We start from the raw sequence: 18,881 nt of genomic DNA on the forward strand, positions 1-18,881 counted from the left end.
TGAATCCCCAAGGCTTTCCTGAAAGTGCAAGGTGCGCTTTGCGCCATGGCATACATTCTGCTTTGTATTCCGCTGTTACAAACTAATGTCCGCTATAGCGGAACATACCGCCCTCAGGAGTCCACGCCATGCACCGCCGACCTTCCTTGTTAAAAGCCTGCGTTTTCATGTTGGCAGCCTCGGCTGCGGTTTTTGCCCATGCCGAGAGCAAGCTCGACACCGTGCTGGCCCGTGGCAAGTTGATCGTCGGCACCGGCAGCACCAACGCGCCGTGGCATTTCCAGGGGGCGGACGGCAAGTTGCAGGGCTTTGATATCGACATTGGCAAGATCGTCGCCAAGGGCCTGTTCAACGACCCGAGCAAGGTCGAGTTCGTGGTGCAGTCCTCCGATGCGCGGATTCCCAACCTGCTGACCGACAAAGTCGACATGACCTGCCAGTTCATCACCGTCACCGCCAGCCGTGCGCAGCAGGTGGCGTTCACCTTGCCGTACTACCGCGAAGGCGTGGCTTTGTTGCTGCCGGTGAACAGCAAGTACCAGGAAATCGATGACCTCAAAGCTGCCGGCGATGGCCTGACCGTGGCGGTGCTGCAGAACGTCTACGCCGAAGAGCTGGTGCACCAGGCGCTGCCCAAGGCCAAAGTCGACCAGTACGACAGCGTCGATCTGATGTACCAGGCCGTGAACTCCGGGCGCGCCGACGCCGCCGCCACCGACCAGTCTTCAGTCAAATACCTGATGGTGCAGAATCCCGGCCGCTACCGCAGCCCGGCCTACGCCTGGAGCCCGCAGACCTATGCCTGCGCGGTCAAGCGTGGCGACCAGGACTGGCTGAACTTCGTCAACACCGCCTTGCATGAAGCCATGACCGGCGTGGAGTTCCCCACCTACGCGGCCTCGTTCAAGCAGTGGTTCGGCGTGGATCTGCCCAGCCCGGCGATCGGCTTCCCTGTCGAATTCAAGTGACCCGGTGAGGGTAGGGCGGCGCTTGCACGTCGTCCTGCCCAGGTGAGCAAAGCATGAATTACACGTTGAATTTTGCCGCTGTCTGGCGCGACTTTCCGACCTTGCTCAAGGGTCTGGGCCTGGGCCTGGAACTGGCGTTGGTGTCCATCGCCATCGGCTGCGTGATCGGCCTGTTGATGGCCTTTGCCTTGCTGTCCGGGCACAAGACCCTGCGCGTGCTGGCCTCGGTCTACGTCACCGTAGTGCGCAACACGCCGATCCTGGTGCTGATCCTGTTGATCTACTTCGCCTTGCCGGGGCTGGGTATTCGCCTGGACAAGATCCCCTCGTTCATTGTCACCCTGTCGCTGTACGCCGGGGCCTACCTGACCGAGGTGTTTCGTGGCGGTCTGCTGAGCATACCCAAAGGGCAGCGCGAAGCCGGCCTGGCCATTGGGCTGGGGGAGTGGCAGGTCAAGGCCTACGTGACCGTGCCGGTGATGCTGCGCAACGTTTTGCCGGCGCTGTCCAACAACTTTATCTCGCTGTTCAAGGACACCTCGCTGGCTGCCGCCATCGCCGTGCCTGAACTGACCTACTACGCGCGCAAGATCAACGTCGAAAGCTACCGGGTGATCGAAACCTGGCTGGTGACCACGGCGCTGTACGTGGCCGCCTGTTACCTCATTGCCTTGCTGCTGCGTTACCTGGAGCAGCGACTGGCGATTCGCCGTTAGGAGGCTGTGATGTATCAACCCCCCACTTGGCTGCATGAATTATGGATCGCCCGCGAAGCGCTGTGGTCGGGCTTTCTGACGAGTGTGCAGTGTTCCGCGCTGGCGATTCTGTTCGGCACTGTGCTCGGCGTCGTGGCCGGGCTGATGTTGACCTACGGCAAGTGGTGGCTGCGTCTGCCGTTTCGTCTGTACGTGGACCTGATTCGCGGCACGCCGGTGTTTGTGTTGGTGTTGGCCTGTTTCTACATGGCGCCGGTGCTGGGCTGGCAAATCAGTGCATTCCAGGCCGGAGCCCTGGGCCTGACCCTGTTCTGTGGCTCTCACGTGGCCGAAATCGTCCGTGGCGCCTTGCAGGCCTTGCCCCGTGGGCAGATGGAAGCAAGCAAGGCCATCGGCCTGACGTTCTATCAGTCCCTCGGTTACGTCCTGCTGCCCCAGGCACTGCGCCAGATCCTGCCGACCTGGGTCAATTCCTCTACCGAAATCGTCAAGGCCTCGACCTTGCTTTCGGTGATCGGCGTCGCCGAGCTGCTGCTCAGCACCCAACAGGTGATCGCGCGCAACTTCATGACCCTGCAGTTCTACCTGTTCGCCGGGTTGCTGTTTTTCATCATTAACTACGCCATCGAGTTACTCGGCCGGCACATTGAAAAGCGGGTGGCCTTGCCATGATTGACACTCTTTCACCAACCCAGCCACTGCTGGACATTCGCGGCCTGCACAAACGCTACGGCAAGCTCGAAGTGCTCAAGGGCGTGGACCTGAGCCTGCAGCGCGGCAACGTCGTGACCCTGATCGGCTCCAGCGGCTCGGGCAAGACCACCTTGCTGCGCTGCGTGAACATGCTCGAAGAATTCGAAGGCGGGCAGATCCTGCTCGACGGCCAGGCCATCGGCTACGACGAGGTCAACGGCAAACGCCAGCGTCACGCCGAGAAAACCATCGCGCGCCACCGCGCCATGACTGGCATGGCGTTCCAGCAATTCAATCTGTTCCCGCACCTGACGGCGTTGCAGAACGTCACCTTGGGCCTGCTCAAGGTGAAAAAACTCGACAAGGACGAAGCCGTCGCCCTGGCGGAAAAATGGCTGGAGCGGGTCGGCCTGCTGGAGCGGCGCAACCACTTTCCCGGCCAGCTCTCGGGCGGCCAGCAACAGCGCGTGGCCATTGCCCGGGCGATCGCCATGAACCCCAGCCTGATGCTGTTCGACGAAGTCACCTCGGCTTTGGACCCGGAGCTGGTGGGCGAGGTGCTCAGCGTGATCAAGGGCCTGGCCGAGGACGGCATGACCATGCTGCTGGTGACCCACGAAATGCGTTTTGCCTTCGAGGTCTCCGACAAGATCGTCTTCATGAACCAGGGCCGTATCGAAGAGCAGGGCCCGCCCAAAGAACTGTTTGAGCGCCCGCAGTCGCCGCGCCTGGCCGAGTTTCTGAAGAACACCCGATTCTGATATTTCATCTTTGCACTGCCAAGGAGCAACACTCATGAGCATTACTCGTTACGGCACCGGCAGCACCGCCGGTGGCGGCCAGGCCCGCCCGTTCGCCCGCGCCGTCGAAGCCGATGGCTGGCTGCACGTTTCCGGCCAGGTGCCAGCGGTGGACGGCGAAATCGTTGCCGGCGGCATCGTCGAGCAGACCCACCAGACGATGAAGAACCTGATCGCCATCCTCCATGAAGCCGGCTACGGCCTGGAAGACGTGGTGCGCACTGGCGTGTGGCTGGACGACCCACGGGACTTCTGGAGCTTCAACAAGGTCTTCGCCGAATACTTCAGCCCCGAACACGCCCCGGCCCGGGCCTGCGTGCAGGCGAGCATGATGGTCGACTGCAAGGTCGAGATCGACTGCATCGCCTACAAGAAGCAGGCCTGATAGATTGCGTCGTATTTTTTGAAGGCCACGCCATGACCGATGACAGCATCAAACGCCGGGCCCGGGGCCTTGACCGGGCGTTCGACATCCTCGACCACCTCAAGGACGTGGGCCAGCCGCTGCGCCCCAACGAAATCGCCAGCGGCATCGGCAGTCCCAAATCCACGGTCTACGAACTGGTGGCCTCGCTGGTCGAGCGGCGCATTCTGGAAAACGTCGGCAAGGACGGCCACGTCTACCTCGGCCGCCAGCTGTATTTCCTCGGCCAGGCGCACCTGCGCCACTTCGACCTGACCCGCGAGGCCGACCACGCCTTGCAGGCCATCGTCAGCCAGACCCACGAGACCGCGCAGATGTGCCTGCTGAACGGGCGCAAGTACACCGTGGCACTAATGCGCGAGGGCGAGCGGCACTTTCGCATCTCCTCCGACATCGGCGAAAACGCGCCCATCCCCTGGACCGCTTCGGGCCGCCTGCTGCTGGCGCACCTGAGCGACCAGGCCATCGTTGACCTGATCGATGCCGACGACTTCATCCTGCCCGGCGGCGAACGCCTGCCGCTGGAGACCTTTCTGGCCGAGATTCGCCAGGCCGGGCTGGACGGTTTCTTTTCCTTCGACAGCGTCGCCGACACCTTCACCCATTGCTTCGCCGCGCCGGTCAACGACCCCCAGGGCGTGGCCATCGCCACCCTGTGCATCGTCGCCCCCCGAGCCGATGCCAAGACCCACTACGACGATTACCGCCGGGTGCTGATCGACAGCGCCAACCAACTGGCCCGGCGTATCAACGAATAATCAGCGGAGAGTCTCATGCCCATCATTGATCATGCGGTAGAGAAGGGCAGCGCCACCGTCGGCGCCCATCTGGTCCAAGACGTCAGCCTGCCCGCGCTGGTCCTGCACCGCGACGCGCTGGAGCACAACATCCGCTGGATGCAGGCCTTCGTCAGCGCCAGCGGCGCCGTACTGGCGCCTCACGGCAAGACCAGCATGACCCCGGCGCTGTTCCGCCGCCAGCTCGAAGCCGGCGCCTGGGGCATGACCCTGGCCAGCGCCACCCAGACCCACGCCGCCTATGCCCACGGCGTGCGCCGGGTATTGATGGCTAACCAACTGGTGGGCACGCCGAACATGGCGCTGATCGCCGACCTGCTGGCCGATGCGAGCTTCGACTTCCACTGCATGGTCGACCACCCCGACAACGTCGCCGACCTCGGCGCCTACTTCGCCTCCCGCGGCCTGCGCCTGAATGTGATGATCGAGTACGGCGTGGTGGGCGGCCGCTGCGGTTGCCGCAGCGAAGCCGAAGTCCTCGCCCTGGCCGCCGCCATCGCCGCGCAGCCCGCCCTGGCCCTGACCGGCATCGAAGGCTACGAAGGCGTCATCCATGGCGAACACGCCGTGGCGGGCATCCGCGCCTTCGCCAGCTCCCTGGTCCGCCTGGCGGTGGCGTTGCAGGACAGCGGCGCCTTCGCCCTCGACAAACCCATCATCACCGCCTCGGGCTCGGCCTGGTACGACCTGATCGCCGAGTCCTTCGCAACCCACAACGCCCAGGGCCGCTTCCTCAGCGTCCTGCGCCCGGGCAGCTACATCGCCCACGACCACGGCCTCTACAAAGAAGCCCAGTGCTGCGTCCTCGACCGCCGCAGCGACCTCCATGAAGGCCTGCGCCCCGCCCTGGAAGTCTGGGCCCACGTGCAGTCCCTGCCGGAACCGGGCTTCGCCGTCATCGCCCTGGGCAAGCGCGACGTTGCCTACGACGCGGGCTTGCCGGTACCGCTGTTGCGTTACCCCGCCGGCGTGCTACCGGCGGCGGGGCAGGATGTCAGTGGTTGCAAGGTGACCGCCGTGATGGACCAGCATGCGTTCATGACCGTTGCTGACGGGGTGGAGTTGCGGGTGGGGGATATCATTGCCTTCGGCACATCGCATCCGTGCCTGACCTTCGATAAATGGCGGGTGGGGTGCCTCGTGGATGAGGAATTGCGGGTGGTGGAGGTGATGGAGACCTGCTTTTAGAACTGGGGCGCAGGAGCCGACCTTGGTCGCGATGCAGGCGACGCGGTCCGGGGCCAAGGACGCGGTGATGCCATCGCGACCAAGGTCTGCTCCTACGGGGTCAGAGGGTGTGGCGCACCTAGGCGTTAACCCGCACACCCGCGCCCACGCAAACCGGCGTAGGAGCCCGCGATACAGGCCACACGCTCCACCGGCCAACCGCATCGAAAATATCTACCTGAATATCCAAAGTCCATCCAAAGCCACAAACGGATAGACCCGCACAACCCTATAAACACCCTTCCGGAAACGTCCTACAGCTCGCTCGGACGCGTCGTACATCTTCTCTTGGCCCGGTCCCCTATCGTGGGGGTCCGAGCACGGAGTGGATGGACGCACACACATGAACAGCTCCACAGACAGCGGCCGCGCTAGCGTGCAAGTGCTGGCCCAGCTCTTTCGGGGCTACGGGTCCGGGCGGGTCAGCAGCCAGAAAATGCACATGACCGGGGCCAGGTGGACCTTGATCATTGTCGCGCGTCGGTTGCAGGGAGGCGGGGTGTGAGCAGGCTTTTTGGCTGGGTGTGTGTCGCGGTCGGTTTGGTAACACTGACGGCGCCTTTTGGGTGGTGGGTTTGCCGGCAGGAGTGGGGGGTTGAGAACCTTGGGGTTGAGGTAAGTCCCAGTCGGGATGGTGCCTATGTGGCGATTTCATTTCTAAGGCGCGGGTGGGCAGGGGTGTTGCCGTTTTGTTTCGAGGTGGTGGCGGTAGCGCCGGTGGGGGGCGAGGAGCCGGATGTGTTCGCCCGCGAGCGGTATTGGGTGTTATCGCAATCCTGTCCTGAGGTCAGGTCGAGGGTCATTTGGGAGGCCAACAAGTTTGTGGTTTTTGTGACACAGCCGCCAGTGGGGAAAGCACAAACGCTGCGTGCCTCGGCGATGGATGATTCTCGGCGCTATCAAGCGGAGTACGTCATCCAATGACTGTCGGGTATCGGTACTTTTGGGGCGGGGTGACATGCTTCAAGTTGTTGTTCGGCCTGGTCGGATTTCTCGTTCTGTTAGCGCTCGGACTCATGAAGTTGCTGCCTGGCAGCACATGGCCTCGAGTGACGACCTATCCCTCTCCCGATGGCCTGTTCAATGCCCATGTCATTGACGCCATCGACGGGCCGTCATTTGCGTTGAGTTGCTATTACTCTGTTGTGGTGATGCCAGCAGGGATTAATGTGTCGGCCTTCCATGGAGCCGGTGATCTAGATATTCCGGGTTTATACAGTCGGGGCGGCTATGAAGTGTTTTTCCCTGCTTGTGATCCCGGAATGTACGGGCATCAGTCTCCGAGTCTAGCGTGGCTGGGGAAGAAACAATTATTAGTGGCCTATTCACTTCCGCCGGGCGCGCAGGGACCAGACTCTTATCAGGTCAAAACCCGAGATAGATCGGGAAAGATCACCATCAGCTTTGTGTTTTCGGCAGAGTGGGAGTGAAGTTCATGAGCCAGAATTTTTCCGGGGATAATCGGTTTTTTGAGAAAATCTTCAGGTGGGGAAAAAGACTGGCCGTTCGGCTAATCCTGTGGTTCGGGGGGTTGTGGGTTGCATTATGGATGGCATGGATTGCGCTCGGTATTTGGGCGGCATACTTCCAGTTTCCTACGCCGCCTGCGCCCCGCGCGCAAATGTTCAAGGACACAACGACGATCTGTGGCCGCATCCAGGGAAAAGCATTTACTGTTCCGGCGAGTTACGTCGTGTTGTGGCCGCATTACGACAAGGTGGGGCCGGAAGGTTTACCAGAAAATCGTAAGGCCTGCGAGAGGAACATTCAATCGCTTTCGCTAGCCTTCAAATGGCCTGAGTTGCACCCTGGACAACAAGAGTATATTCGAGAGTTTTCGAAATTTTCGGGGTTGCTGATCAGAATATCGTCAGCTCCAGCGTACACGTTTTCGGACCTGGAAAATAGACTCACAGAATCCCTCGCAGCCAGCAACGAGCAGAAAATTGAATATGCTGGATTTGAACCCATGCTTGATCTTTATAAAGTGACCGAAAAGACTGATTTTTCTGAGCTCGGCACCACGACCTTTTGGGGAGGGCGTAGGGACAGGGCTGATGTTATATTTATCTGCCCTAGAAACAGGCCGGCAAGTGAAATCGAGTTTTGCACTGGTTTACTCTCGGTCCCGGAGGTAGGTGGCCTTGTCGAGATTCATGTGTCACCGGGGAAGTTAGCTGAGTGGAAGACGTTGATAAACACCGTAAGGTGGATTATTCGCGAAGGTCTGAAAACGGAACCCTCATGGCCGATAAGTTGATCAGGCAGCGCTGGGGCGCGGTGGGGATAAATGCCCGCTTGCCGTGGAGTCGATGTCAACCATTATGACGATGAGTGAGGTGAATAGATGAAGGGGCGCGGGCTCGCACGGCAGTCAACCGTGTATTGCGTAGCATTGATGTTGTTGGCCATGCTCTTGATACTGAGAGGCACGCTGAACTCTCCAACGTCGGTTTCTACTAATGAACTATCAGAAAAGTCTACTCAGCGACCCACTACATCCACCTGTGGAAGGTTCGGAAGTACTTATGTTTCGGTTGGGGAAAGGTATCTTTCGAGGCAGGCAGAATATAACAATTTTGATATTCCGGTCGCCCTGAAATTATCACAGATAGAGCAGTGTCAGGCGAAATTGAAAGTCCTGTCCATGGCGTTGGCCTGGCCGACAATGGCACCCGCGGGCGAGGAGTCTTCGAGATTAGGGACCGAGTTCCGCGGTTTGGAGCTGATGCTTTCGCGCAGAACGCCGTCGGGCTCATCGCGGCCGAAGGCGATGGTGGATGACTTTTTGATGAGCAGTCATAAGCGCTTCAGAGAAAATGCGGCTTTTTACCCATCCCTGGGATTGTTCGGCGCCACCGAAAACAAAGGTCTATCCAAGGGAGGCAGTTCAATGTTTTGGGGCAGCCATGATGAGCAGGGCGACGTGGTATTCATCTGCAACTGGGAGCGTTCCGAAACCGTGGCTCCGCGCTGTGCCGGGACGTTCTTGATCCCGGTGTTGACACTGAAGATCAAGGTTGAAATGGCACCCGAAACGCTGCCTGACTGGCGGGTAGTGGTTCAGAAGGTAACAAAATCCGTCGTTGCTCACGGGCGACTCGACGAAGCTTGAGTCAATCGGCTGAATAAGCCGCAAGCATTTTACTGCTCAATGTCCAGCTCTATCTGTGCTTGGGCTCCACCGGCCTGGGCTATCGCCATCGCTCCCAGTGCCTTTCCCAAAACTGAATAATGTTTCGCCGTAGAGCGCTTTGAGTCCACGGACGGGTCTGCAGGCATATCAGCATTGTTATCCTGAAGTGCCCCATGGGCCGCCATGATGTGCCGGGTTGAACATTCAAAGTCACCAAGATGTGCGCATAATGTGGCTGCCAAGCTATAAGGCTCAATGAAATCCCTGGGGCGATCAGAGTCGAGTGTGTTGATGAAAAAATCAAACCGTTCGGACAACTGCCTGGCCTTGTCCAACTCGCCGTTTGCCAGCAGCCGGGTGGCTGTTACAAAGAGACGGGGATAGTTATAGGTGCGTGAGGCATCGGGTGGCCCTTGCAGGTAAGGTGCCAGCGCCTTGTCGATAGCGGCTTCAGCGGCTGGGACACGGTGACGTGTTTTCTCGATGTCCGCCAATCGTAACCAATAAATAGCCGCAACATCGTGCATATACTCAGGAAGTAGCTTCAGAAATGTCTGAGCGGTTGCCACATCACCACGGGTCAGCGCTTCGTCAATGATTTTTCGAGTGGTGTCGATTCTAAGATTAACGTACAGATTGGCGCCCAGCGTTGCGGTTATATCGATGGCCTCTTGGGTACGCCCAGTGCGGGCTGCGTAGGCTGCATAGGCGGAGTGCAGCACCCTCGAATCTGCATATTGATAAGCGAGTTTGACGTGGCCATATGCCAAGGCCGTTTTAGCAAGTGAGTTGCCAGCCGACTCTTTGTAGTATGCATCTTGAATGCTTTCCACCAGCTCAAGCCCTCGCATTAGCGCTGCCTTCGCCTTCAGTGGGTCGCCGTTGCGGCGGTACAATAGACTGACCGTTCGGTAGGCATGCACTGTATCAAACTCGGCCTCGGCCGTGGCCAATCGAAGTGATAGAGCGTCAGCTACCCAGGCTCCGTAACTGATCCGTTTGTCAAGCGTTTGGAAGCTGTCAGCAAGATGTCTCAGATCCGTCGAGTTGACATCAGGATCAGCCAAAAAGGTCATGAATTTCTGTTTCGCGTTCGCTTCGGTGTCAAGCATTTGATAGGCCGCGATAATGGTGCTTAGCGTCCGTCGATCTTGTAAATTCAGGGCGAGCTGTTCGGCGCGGGCGAGAAGTTTGATACGTTTGGAGTGGGGTAATCCTACGGTATCTCTGGCAATGAGCAGCAAGCGATGGACCTTGCCGCGATCGCTTTGCTGTTCGGTATAGTCGAGCGCCATGCGAAAGTAGCCCGCTGTTATGACATCAGAAAGATTGAACTGCCCTGGAGAGATTTCGTATGACTTGTCGAACATCCATTCTCCGGCTGCATGCCATTCTCTGGCCTTGATCATTGCCGCGAATTTTTCAGTTTCTCCTGCCACAGCGGGACCACTCAACAGAGTCAGAATGCTAAAAATCGTTAATTTTTTTTTCAAGAAAGTTTACTCGGCATTGAGCGCGGGCAGTCTGGGCCTTCCAAGTGTCAGCAATGCGCTCGCAATTCGTTTGAGTGTAGCGACTGGATCCGAGTGCCTACAGAGCTATTCACCGGAAGTTGGTATCAGCATGTGTATTACAACTCTAGGGCAGTGAAGGTCTGCTGTTGTTAGTTGTCCGGTTAAGCCACGCTGCCAGTTTGCTGATGGGGGGGCTGGCAATAGCACACCCGTTCAATCCCCAACCGCTCTACGCCGACTATCCTGCCCCCTCGATCACGTCCCGATCAGTTTTTGGAGGCAGGCATGCGCAACCGATTCACGAAGGCATCGACCGCTATGGCATTGGCCATCGGCCTGGCGGCAACGGCTTCCCAGGCCGCCACCCCGGTAGTCGCCGTAGCACCGCAATACGACACCAGCCACGTCTACGTAGCGCCCGCCGACGTCGACCGTTTCGTGCAAAGCTTCACCGCCACCTTCGGCGGCAAGAGCACCCCGCAGGTGGTGGTCAATGTGCTGCCGACCCCGAGCAGCACCACCTCGCAACTGCTGCAGACGCCGTACGGCACAGTCTCGTTGTTCGGCTTTACCACGCCGATCCCGCGGCCGTTCGGGTTCGAGCGCAACGGGTATCTGGTCAAGGACATGGACGCCGCGGTGAAGGCGGCGCGGGCCAACGGCGCCGATGTGATCGTCAGCGACTTCCCGGACCCTATCGGCCGTGACGTGGTGGTGCAGTGGCCGGGCGGCGTCAACATGCAGTTGTACTGGCATACCAAGACCCCGGATTACGCGGCGTTCCAGAGCGTGCCGGAGAACCGGGTGTATGTGTCACGGGACCGCGCGGATGCCTTTATCAAGGCTTTCCTGGGCTTTTCCCATGGCCGTATCGTGGCCGATGACAAGCACGCGCCGGGGGTCGAGATCGGCCAAGCCAAGGGTACGTATCGGCATGTCAGCCTGGAGTCGCCGTTCGGGCGCATGGCGGTATTGGTCAGCAACGGCCAACTGCCGTACCCGTTCGGCCATGACACCACCGGCTATGAAGTGCCCGATCTGACCGCCACCCTGGCCAAGGCAACCGGGTCCGGGGCGACAGTGCTGGTCGCGCCGTTCACCAGCAAGGGGCGCAGCGCGGCGTGGGTGGAGTTTCCCGGTGGCTATGTAGCGGAGATCCACCAACTGCTGGCCGGTAAATGATGCGGCCGGGCTGGTGGACATCTTCGGGCTGCAGCCTGGCGCTGTTGCTGGCCAGCAGCGTGCAGGCCGACGACACGCCGGCTCGCCCGGCGATCAAGGCCAACCGCTGGCAGGAAGACTGGTCGGTGCTCAAGGACCCGGCCCTGCGCACCGAGCCGCTGGACAGCCTCAAGTACGTGTCGCTGTCCGACAGCAACCCCTACACGTACCTGTCATTGGGGGCGACGTTGCGTGAGCGGCTGGAGATGAATGACGCCGGCGGGTTCGGCATCAGGGGTGTGGCCCGGGACAACTACCTGATCCAGCGCTTTCAGGTGCACGCAGACCTGCATTTCAATGAGCACTGGCGGCTGTTTACCCAGTTGGAGGATGACCGCGCCTACGACAAGACCACCCTGGGAGGCGCCGATCAGGATCGCACCGACTTGCGGCTGGCGTTTCTGGAGTACATCAAGCCGCTGAGCGCCGGGACCTTCAAGAGCCGGATCGGCCGTCAGGATTTTGCCTTCGACCTGCAGCGTTTCATCTCCTCGCGCGACGGGCCGAACGTGCGTCAGTCGTTCGATGCCCTGTGGGCCGACTGGGAGACCACCCAGTACCGCTTCATCGGCATCGTCAGCCACCCGGTGCAGTACCAGGACGACCACGCGTTTGACGACAAGTCCAACAGCGACGTGCGCTTCAACATGCTTCGCATCGAGCGGCTGGTGGGCGGCAGCAACGAGTTGTCGGCGTACTATGCCCGTTACCAGCGCAGCGAAGCCAGCTACCTGGACGCCAGCGGTGAAGAAACCCGCCACGTTTTCGATGCCCGCCTGGGCGGTGCGGCGCTGGGTTATGACTGGGACGTCGAGGCCATGGGGCAGACCGGGTCGGTGGGCAATAAGGATATCCGTGCCTGGGCCGGCGGTACGCGGGTGGGCTACACCTTCCAGAGCCTGCCGTGGACACCGCGCCTTGGCTTGCAGACCGACATCGCCTCGGGTGACCGGCATGCGGGAGACGGCACGGTGGGCACCTTCAACCCACTGTTTCCCAACGGCTACTACTTTTCCCTGGCCGGGTACACCGGCTACAGCAACCTGATTCACGTCAAACCGTCGATCACGGTCAAACCCATCGCCAAGCTCAGCATCCAGACCGCCGTCGGCCTGTTGTGGCGTCAGACTACGGACGATGCGGTGTACACCCAGCCCAACATCGCCGTGGCCGGCACTGCCGGAACCGGGCAACGCTGGACCGGGGCCTATGGGCAGATCCGCACCGACTATGCGTTCAACGCCAACCTTGCCGGGGCCATCGAGGCGGTGCATTACGAGGTGGGGCAGACGCTGCGCGACGCCGGCGGGCATGACAGTAATTACCTGGGGGTGGAGTTGAAGTTCAGTTGGTAAACTTCAGGCATCGCGCAACAGGTCATGGGTATTGAGCAGTTCGTAGGCAATCTCCGGCCGCTTCTCCAACCCCCGCCGAATCGCCGCCGGGATCGCCTGCCGGGTCTTGCGACAGAGCCCCGGCAGCTCACCCAGCTCGATGCGAATCCCGCGCATGGTCCGCACCTCGGTGCTGCCTGGTTGTACCTGTACGCGCAACCCCAGTTGCTCGAACATCAGCTGCTGCAAGCGGGTGAGGTGGGCCAGGCTCTCGAGGTTCTCCAGACGTTCGAGCAGGCGTTTTTCTTCCTGACGGTCCAGAAGGAGAATCCGCAGATCGGCGTCCGGCGCGTCCAACAGGCGTTCGCGCTCGCAGATGCAAGCGCCGGGCGGGCAGGGTGAGCGAAGCACAATCGTCGGAGTCATGGCGCCTGATCATAGCGGTGCTCCGGGCACTTGCCTACGGCTTGGCGACCATTGCATCGCGTTACCACTGGCGCAGCATTTCCCACAGTGCAGCGCCCACCCCGGTGATGCTTTCGCCGGCAATCAAGCCGGCCGCCGCGGTGATCGCAAAGCGTTGCGTCGCCTGCGGCCAGCGGCGACTGGCCAGCCACGTCAGCACCGCGCCCAGGCCCATCATCAAGGCGATCGAGGCCGGCAGAATGAATGCCAGGCCCAGCGCGGCCGAGCTCGGCAACCAGCGCGCCTTGCAGGCTGGCAGGCGGCTGTCGAGCACGCCCAGCAGCAGGCCAACCAGGCTTGCCACCAAGATCGATACGCGAATGCTCGGCGACAGCGAGTCCAGCCCAAGGGTCAAGGTCTGGGCCACGGCTTTCCAGGTGGCCACGGCTGGCGCCGGCCAGGTTTCGGTGAGCAGCATGTGCTGCGGGTCGGGGATCAAGGTCAGGTAGACCAGCACGCCGATCACGCTGCCCAGCAGGATGCCGATGCATTGCGCCACCACCTGTTTGGCCGGGGTCGCGCCGATGGCCAGGCCGACCTTGAAGTCGTTCATCAGGTCGGTACATTGCCCGGCGGCGCCACCGGCGGTGTTGGCGCTCATCAGGTTGATGGGGATCTGCCCGGGCGCAATCACCCCAAAACTCAGCTGCGACAACTGGCCGATGGCGCCGATGGGCGGGATGCCGGTGGCGCCCACCACCCGTGCCGCCACGGCGGCCAGGCACACGGCCAGGGGGATGCTCAACAGGGCCATGCCCATGGCGATATGAAACAGCGCGGCCTGCAAGCCCACCACCAGCGCCACGGCTATGGCGAACCCCAGCATCGGCAGGCGCGACGGCTTTGCGGCCTTGACCTCGGCCCCCCGCGCCGACAGGGTCTTGCGCAGGTCCCACAGGCGCAGTGCCAGGGAGGCCAGGGTCGAGCACACCATCAGGCTGACCCCCGGCCACAACAGCCACTCCACCAGTTTGGCAAATTGCGGCCCGTGGCTGCCCGGTGGCAGCATCACCAGTCCCTGATCCAGCAGCCAGGGTGCCAGGCCCCCCCACGCCAGCAAGGCCCCCAGCAGCAGGGTCAGCCCGACTCGGATGCCAATGATGCCGCCAAATCCCACGAGCAAGAGTGACGGATCAAGGCTGAAGGTCAGGCGCTCCAGCGCGGCATTCGGCGCCCATCGGGGGATAGCCCAAAGGAAACTGTCGATCCACTTCACCACGCCCGACAATAGCGCCGCGCCGAGCAAGACCTTGAGACGTGTCACAGCCTCCTGACCCTGGCTGTAGATGTGACGCAGGGTCTCCAGGGTGGCCATGCCCTCGGGGAAGGTCAGGCCGTGGTCGTCGAGCAGGGAAGGGCGCAGGTACCAGGCGATCCAGATGCCGAGAAAACTCACCGAGAACACCCAGGCCATCATCGGCAAGGGGTCGAGCTGTTGCCCGGTCAGCAGGGTGTAGGCCGGAATCGGCGCTACCAGTCCGCCAGACACGATGGAAGCCGCAGCCGAAGCCACGGTCTGGTTGATGTTGCTTTCCAGCAGGCTCCAGGACTTGCGTCCGCCAGCCACCCCCTGCCAGACCGCGTAACCCACCAGCAGGGCAATGATCGACATGTTGAACGACCAGCCGATCTTCAGGCCGGCGTAGACGTTGGAGGGGGTCAACAAAATGCCCAGCACGGCGCCGGTCATCAGCGCGCGGGGGCTGAGTTCACGCGGTTTCAGGTGGTTAGCCGCAGGCGGCAGGGGCTGAGCAAGGTCCATGGGCAAGTCCTGTACAGGGGGCAGGCTAGAGTCTGGGAGTTCGAGAATCCGCCAGGGTTCCGCTGCTAAGCCCTTATCAAATAAACAAAACTTTCCTCGCAGGAAAATGTATGGCCTGCTTGCTGACTGGCCTCTGAATTGCATTCGGTGATGTCACTTTGATATGTGCCAGGAGTGCCCCATGGCGTCAAGCAGCGAGTCGATGCCCCTGTCTGCTTCCCTCATGGAGGGGGTGGTGAACCGGGCCAGCGAGCAGTTCCAGGCCGTGTAGGCGAGTCTGGCACCTGGGTCTAATGCAAAAAGACCTCAAGATGCGCCAGCACCTCGTCACTCGACTGCTCCGGCTGCAAATGCCCGCCGCTGATCGCCGCGCCGCGCAGGTCTGCGGCCCACTCGCGCCACGCTTGCAGCGCCGAGGGCTTGTTGTCGGGCCACAGCACCAGCACCGGGCAGGCCAGGGTGTTGCCAGCCGCCCGGTCGACAGCGTCCTGCTCGCGGTCTTCATTGACCGCAGCGCGATAGTCCTCGCACATGGCATGGCGCACCGACGGCCGGCGAAAAGCCTCCAGATAAGCCGCCACCGCGCGGGGATCGAGGTGGTCCAGGCCGCCGGCCATCTTTGCCAGGCAGGCCGAGATGAAGCCGTCCGGGTCGGCCGTCAGCAGGCGTTCGGGCAGCTCGCCCGGCTGGGCCATGAAAAACCAGTGGTAGTTGGCCAGCGCAAAGCCGGCGTCCACCGTGGCCAGGGCATCCAGTGTCGGGATCACGGTCAGCGAGGCATAGCGGCTGACCCGCTGGGGATGATCCAGGGCCAACCGGTAACCGGCCCGTGCGCCGCGGTCATGGCCGACCACGGCAAAGCGCGAATGGCCCAATGCCTCCATCAGCGCCACCAAGGCGGCGGCGACCCGCCGTTTGCCCCAGCGCGGCGTCGTGCTGTGCGTCACGCTGGCTCCATAGCCCGGCAGGTCGGGAACAATCACCGTATGACGGCCGGCCAGCACCGGGGCGATCAGGCGCCAGGCCAGGTGCGTCTCGGGGAAACCGTGCAACAGCAGCACGGGCGGTCCGGAACCGCCGATGACGCCGTGAAAGTGTACGCCACCGGCATCCACCGAGAGCGCTTCGAAACCGGGAAACAGATCCAGCGTGGCAGTGCTCATTCCAGTCTCCCCACCTCGGCCGCAAGGCATTCAAATGGCATGATTGCCAACCCTTCAGCAAACCAACATAGTGCCGATAGCTCTCTATACTGCGAAGCCTCGACGGGCTCATACGTTCAATTGCCTGACAGGTCACTTCCCTTGGCGTACACCGACAAAAAATTCCTGATCGTGGATGACTTTTCCGATTTTCGCAGCTCGGTGCGTTCGATGCTGCGTGAACTGGGCGTCAAACACATCGATATGGCCGATACCGGTGAAGAAGCGCTGAAAATCTGCGCGCTGCGCCGCTACGATTTCATCCTGCACGATTTCAACCTGGGTGACGGCAAGAAAAACGGCCAGCAAGTGCTCGAGGACCTGATGAGCGACAAGCTCATGAGCCATGAGGCGATTTTCATCATGGTCACGGCAGAGAACAGCCAGGCCATGGTCATGAGTGCGCTGGAATGGGAGCCCGATGCCTACCTGACCAAGCCGTTCAACCGTGCCGGCCTGGCCCAGCGGCTGGACAAACTGGTGCAACGCAAGACGTTGCTCAAACCCATTCTCAAGGCCTTGGACAAGGGCCTGCCGGATCAGGTCCTGCAAGCTTGCGAAGACCTGACCCGCCAGGACCCACGCTACGCGCCTTTGTGCCTGCGTTACAAGGCCGACGCCCTGCGCGACCTCAAGCGCGACGACGAGCTGGAAACCTTGCTCAAGGCCATCCTTGCCGACCGGCCGACGCCCTGGGCCTTTCGCATGCTCGGCAGCCTGCTGTTCAAGCGCAACCAGACCGGCCCGGCGCTGGCGATTTACGAGACCGCGCTCAAGGCCTTTCCGAGCATGCCCGCCCTGTACGACGGTCTGGCCGATGTGCTGGTGGCCCAGGGTGACAGCAAGCGCGCCCAGCGGGTGCTGGAAGATGCCGTGCGCTTGTCGCCGTTGGCCGTGCGCCGCCAAGGCCTGTTGGGCAAGCTGGCGTTGGACAACGAAGATTTCGAAGGTGCCTCCAAGGCCTTTCGCCAGGCCGTGGCCCAAGGCAAGCACTCGCGTTTCAAGGACCCGGAGACCAACCTGGGCTTCGCTCAGGCGCTGATCAACAAGAACCCCGACCACGGCCTGGACTCGCGCAGCCGCGCCGAGCTCAACCAGGCCCTGGGCGACGTGGCCAAGGACCACGGTGACAACCCCGGCCTGCAAGCGCGCACCAGCCTGATGAAAGCCAGCAGCCTGCAGCATTCGGACCCTGAGGCAGCGGCCAAGCTGGCCCAGGAAGCCATCGCCAAAATGGCCGACATGGAGCAGTTCTTCAGCGCCGACGTGGCCTTGAAGTTCGCGGCGCAATTGCAGCAACTGGGCCAGGACGATGCCAGCGCCAGCGTGTTCAAGAACTGCGCGCAGATCTACGGCGACGACCCGGCGGTTATGCAGAGCATCGTCAGCTTGTCCAATGACCCGGACATCGCCGCCGACCATCAGGCTGCCATGGCCCTCAACGTGCAAGGGGTGCGCAGTTACAAGGGCGGCGACTTGCCGCAAGCTCAGGCGTTGTTCCGCCAGGCGCTGGCCATGCAGCCGAAAAATATCAGTATCGCCCTCAACCTTGCCCAATCGTTGATTCATGCGCGGGGCGCCACGCCAGATGCAGCTAAGCTGGAAGAGTGCCAGAGCTGCCTGAACAGTGTGGGCAACCTGCCGGCCACCGATGCGCGTTATGAGCGCTACCAGAACCTGCGTAACAGGGCCTTTGACGCATGAATGAAGAGCAGCCGAGTCTGGATTTTTCCATGGTGATCGCTTCCACCGTGCATGACATGAAAAACTCGCTGGCCACCGTGATGCAGGCCCACGGCGACTGGCTCGGCCGTCTGCCGCCCACTCAGCAGCACAGTGCCGAGCGGGCGGTGATCGATTACGAGTTCGCCAACCTCAACGGCATGATGGTGCAGTTGCTGGGCCTGTATAAGCTGGGGGTCGATCAACTGCCCCTGCGCCCCGATTACCACGAGATGGACGACTTCATCGAGGCCCAGCTGGCAGCCCACGCCGATGTCTTGCAAAGCCGTGGCATCAGCGCCCGCTATGAAGTAGACCCGTTGTGCCCGCTGGGGTTTTTCGACCGCGAGTTGATCGGGTCGGTGATCGGCAATGTGTTGATCAATGCCATCCGCTTTGCTCGCCAGGCCATTCTGATCCGCGTGGGCGAGGCGGGGGGCGAGCTGGTCCTCAGCGTCAACGACGACGGGCCCGGTTACCCGGCGCGCCTGATCGAGTTCCAATCCCATGCGGTGCAGGGCATCAACCCGGTGAGTGGCAGCACCGGGCTGGGCCTGTATTTCGCTGCGCGAATTGCCGAGCGGCATCAGCGCAACGGCGTGCAGGGGCGGATCGAACTGGCCAATGGCGGCGAGTTGGGGGGAGGGCAGTTCGTTTTGCGTTTGCCTTGAGGGGATGGGGACCCCGAACACAGCTCTTCGCCGCAGCCCCACGCCCCCGCGATCTGCTGTTGATCTGGCTTGTGATCTGGCTTGTGATCTGGCTTGTGATCTGGCTTGTGATCTGGCTTGTGATCTGGCTTGTGATCTGGCTTGTGATCTGGCTTTTGATGTTGACTGTCCGCACCCTCAGCAGGCCGACTGGAGCAGCGCGGGAGTGGGGGGAGCGAGGCAGGAAGCC

19 protein-coding genes are annotated in these 18,881 nt (G+C 61.4%); 15 read left to right on the top strand and 4 right to left on the bottom strand.

All coding sequences use genetic code 11. The annotated features are described in order from the left end of the window. Nucleotides 1-128: 128 nt before the first annotated feature. From HB675_RS25290 to HB675_RS25340, 11 genes are all read left to right on the top strand, one after another. Complete coding sequence (locus HB675_RS25290; protein ID WP_213881899.1) at nucleotides 129-968, top strand: transporter substrate-binding domain-containing protein; 840 nt, start codon at nucleotides 129-131, stop codon at nucleotides 966-968. 53 nt (nucleotides 969-1,021) lie between these two features. Next, nucleotides 1,022-1,684 (top strand): amino acid ABC transporter permease, encoded by a 663-nt coding sequence (locus HB675_RS25295; protein WP_213881900.1) that lies wholly within the window; start codon nucleotides 1,022-1,024, stop codon nucleotides 1,682-1,684. A gap of 9 nt (nucleotides 1,685-1,693) precedes the next feature. Then, complete coding sequence (locus tag HB675_RS25300) at nucleotides 1,694-2,356, top strand: amino acid ABC transporter permease (RefSeq protein WP_213881901.1); 663 nt, start codon at nucleotides 1,694-1,696, stop codon at nucleotides 2,354-2,356. Then, nucleotides 2,353-3,138 (top strand): amino acid ABC transporter ATP-binding protein, encoded by a 786-nt coding sequence (locus HB675_RS25305; protein WP_213881902.1) that lies wholly within the window; start codon nucleotides 2,353-2,355, stop codon nucleotides 3,136-3,138. The genes HB675_RS25300 and HB675_RS25305 overlap by 4 nt, the downstream gene beginning before the upstream one ends. Before the next feature lie 34 nt (nucleotides 3,139-3,172). Next, nucleotides 3,173-3,562: a RidA family protein gene (locus HB675_RS25310; protein ID WP_213881903.1), complete on the top strand. Its 390-nt coding sequence runs from the start codon at nucleotides 3,173-3,175 to the stop codon at nucleotides 3,560-3,562. Between the two features lie 32 nt (nucleotides 3,563-3,594). Continuing rightward, nucleotides 3,595-4,359 (top strand): IclR family transcriptional regulator, encoded by a 765-nt coding sequence (locus HB675_RS25315; protein ID WP_213881904.1) that lies wholly within the window; start codon nucleotides 3,595-3,597, stop codon nucleotides 4,357-4,359. Nucleotides 4,360-4,374: 15 nt separating this feature from the next. Next, the gene (locus HB675_RS25320; RefSeq protein WP_213881905.1) at nucleotides 4,375-5,586 is read left to right on the top strand and encodes an amino acid deaminase; all 1,212 of its coding nucleotides are present in this window, start codon (nucleotides 4,375-4,377) and stop codon (nucleotides 5,584-5,586) included. A gap of 382 nt (nucleotides 5,587-5,968) precedes the next feature. Further along, nucleotides 5,969-6,130, top strand: a complete 162-nt coding sequence (locus HB675_RS25325) for a hypothetical protein (protein ID WP_213881906.1) — start codon at nucleotides 5,969-5,971, stop codon at nucleotides 6,128-6,130. A gap of 511 nt (nucleotides 6,131-6,641) precedes the next feature. Further along, nucleotides 6,642-7,055 carry a hypothetical protein gene (locus HB675_RS25330; protein WP_213881907.1) on the top strand — a complete coding sequence of 138 codons (414 nt, stop codon included), beginning with the start codon at nucleotides 6,642-6,644 and terminating at the stop codon, nucleotides 7,053-7,055. Nucleotides 7,056-7,060: 5 nt separating this feature from the next. Further along, entirely contained in the window at nucleotides 7,061-7,885 is an 825-nt protein-coding gene (locus HB675_RS25335; RefSeq protein WP_213881908.1) for a hypothetical protein, read from the top strand. Between the two features lie 387 nt (nucleotides 7,886-8,272). Next, nucleotides 8,273-8,740 carry a hypothetical protein gene (locus HB675_RS25340; RefSeq protein WP_213881909.1) on the top strand — a complete coding sequence of 156 codons (468 nt, stop codon included), beginning with the start codon at nucleotides 8,273-8,275 and terminating at the stop codon, nucleotides 8,738-8,740. Nucleotides 8,741-8,769: 29 nt separating this feature from the next. On the opposite strand, the gene HB675_RS25345 is transcribed toward HB675_RS25340, so the two are convergent. Next, nucleotides 8,770-10,254, bottom strand: a complete 1,485-nt coding sequence (locus HB675_RS25345) for a hypothetical protein (protein WP_213881910.1) — start codon at nucleotides 10,252-10,254, stop codon at nucleotides 8,770-8,772. Between the two features lie 306 nt (nucleotides 10,255-10,560). On the opposite strand from HB675_RS25345, the gene HB675_RS25350 reads away from it, so the two are divergent. Next, entirely contained in the window at nucleotides 10,561-11,457 is an 897-nt protein-coding gene (locus tag HB675_RS25350; RefSeq protein WP_213881911.1) for a glyoxalase, read from the top strand. Beyond that, nucleotides 11,454-12,851 (top strand): alginate export family protein, encoded by a 1,398-nt coding sequence (locus HB675_RS25355; RefSeq protein WP_256737675.1) that lies wholly within the window; start codon nucleotides 11,454-11,456, stop codon nucleotides 12,849-12,851. Before HB675_RS25350 ends, HB675_RS25355 begins: the two co-directional genes overlap by 4 nt. A gap of 3 nt (nucleotides 12,852-12,854) precedes the next feature. Here the strand turns inward: HB675_RS25355 and HB675_RS25360 are convergent, their stop codons facing one another. From HB675_RS25360 to HB675_RS25370, 3 genes are all read right to left on the bottom strand, one after another. After that, nucleotides 12,855-13,256 (bottom strand): hypothetical protein, encoded by a 402-nt coding sequence (locus HB675_RS25360; RefSeq protein ID WP_213881912.1) that lies wholly within the window; start codon nucleotides 13,254-13,256, stop codon nucleotides 12,855-12,857. Nucleotides 13,257-13,317: 61 nt separating this feature from the next. Further along, complete coding sequence (locus HB675_RS25365) at nucleotides 13,318-15,057, bottom strand: OPT family oligopeptide transporter (protein ID WP_213881913.1); 1,740 nt, start codon at nucleotides 15,055-15,057, stop codon at nucleotides 13,318-13,320. Nucleotides 15,058-15,347: 290 nt separating this feature from the next. Further along, nucleotides 15,348-16,220 carry an alpha/beta hydrolase gene (locus tag HB675_RS25370; protein WP_213881914.1) on the bottom strand — a complete coding sequence of 291 codons (873 nt, stop codon included), beginning with the start codon at nucleotides 16,218-16,220 and terminating at the stop codon, nucleotides 15,348-15,350. A 141-nt stretch (nucleotides 16,221-16,361) separates the two neighbouring features. Between HB675_RS25370 and HB675_RS25375 the strand changes: the two genes are divergently transcribed. After that, entirely contained in the window at nucleotides 16,362-17,963 is a 1,602-nt protein-coding gene (locus tag HB675_RS25375; protein WP_256737676.1) for a tetratricopeptide repeat-containing response regulator, read from the top strand. Further along, entirely contained in the window at nucleotides 17,960-18,652 is a 693-nt protein-coding gene (locus HB675_RS25380) for a HAMP domain-containing sensor histidine kinase (protein WP_213881916.1), read from the top strand. The genes HB675_RS25375 and HB675_RS25380 overlap by 4 nt, the downstream gene beginning before the upstream one ends. The last annotated feature ends 229 nt before the right edge of the window (nucleotides 18,653-18,881 follow it).

The organism is Pseudomonas sp. dw_358, from assembly GCF_018449655.1.
Taxonomy (GTDB): Bacteria; Pseudomonadota; Gammaproteobacteria; order Pseudomonadales; family Pseudomonadaceae; genus Aquipseudomonas.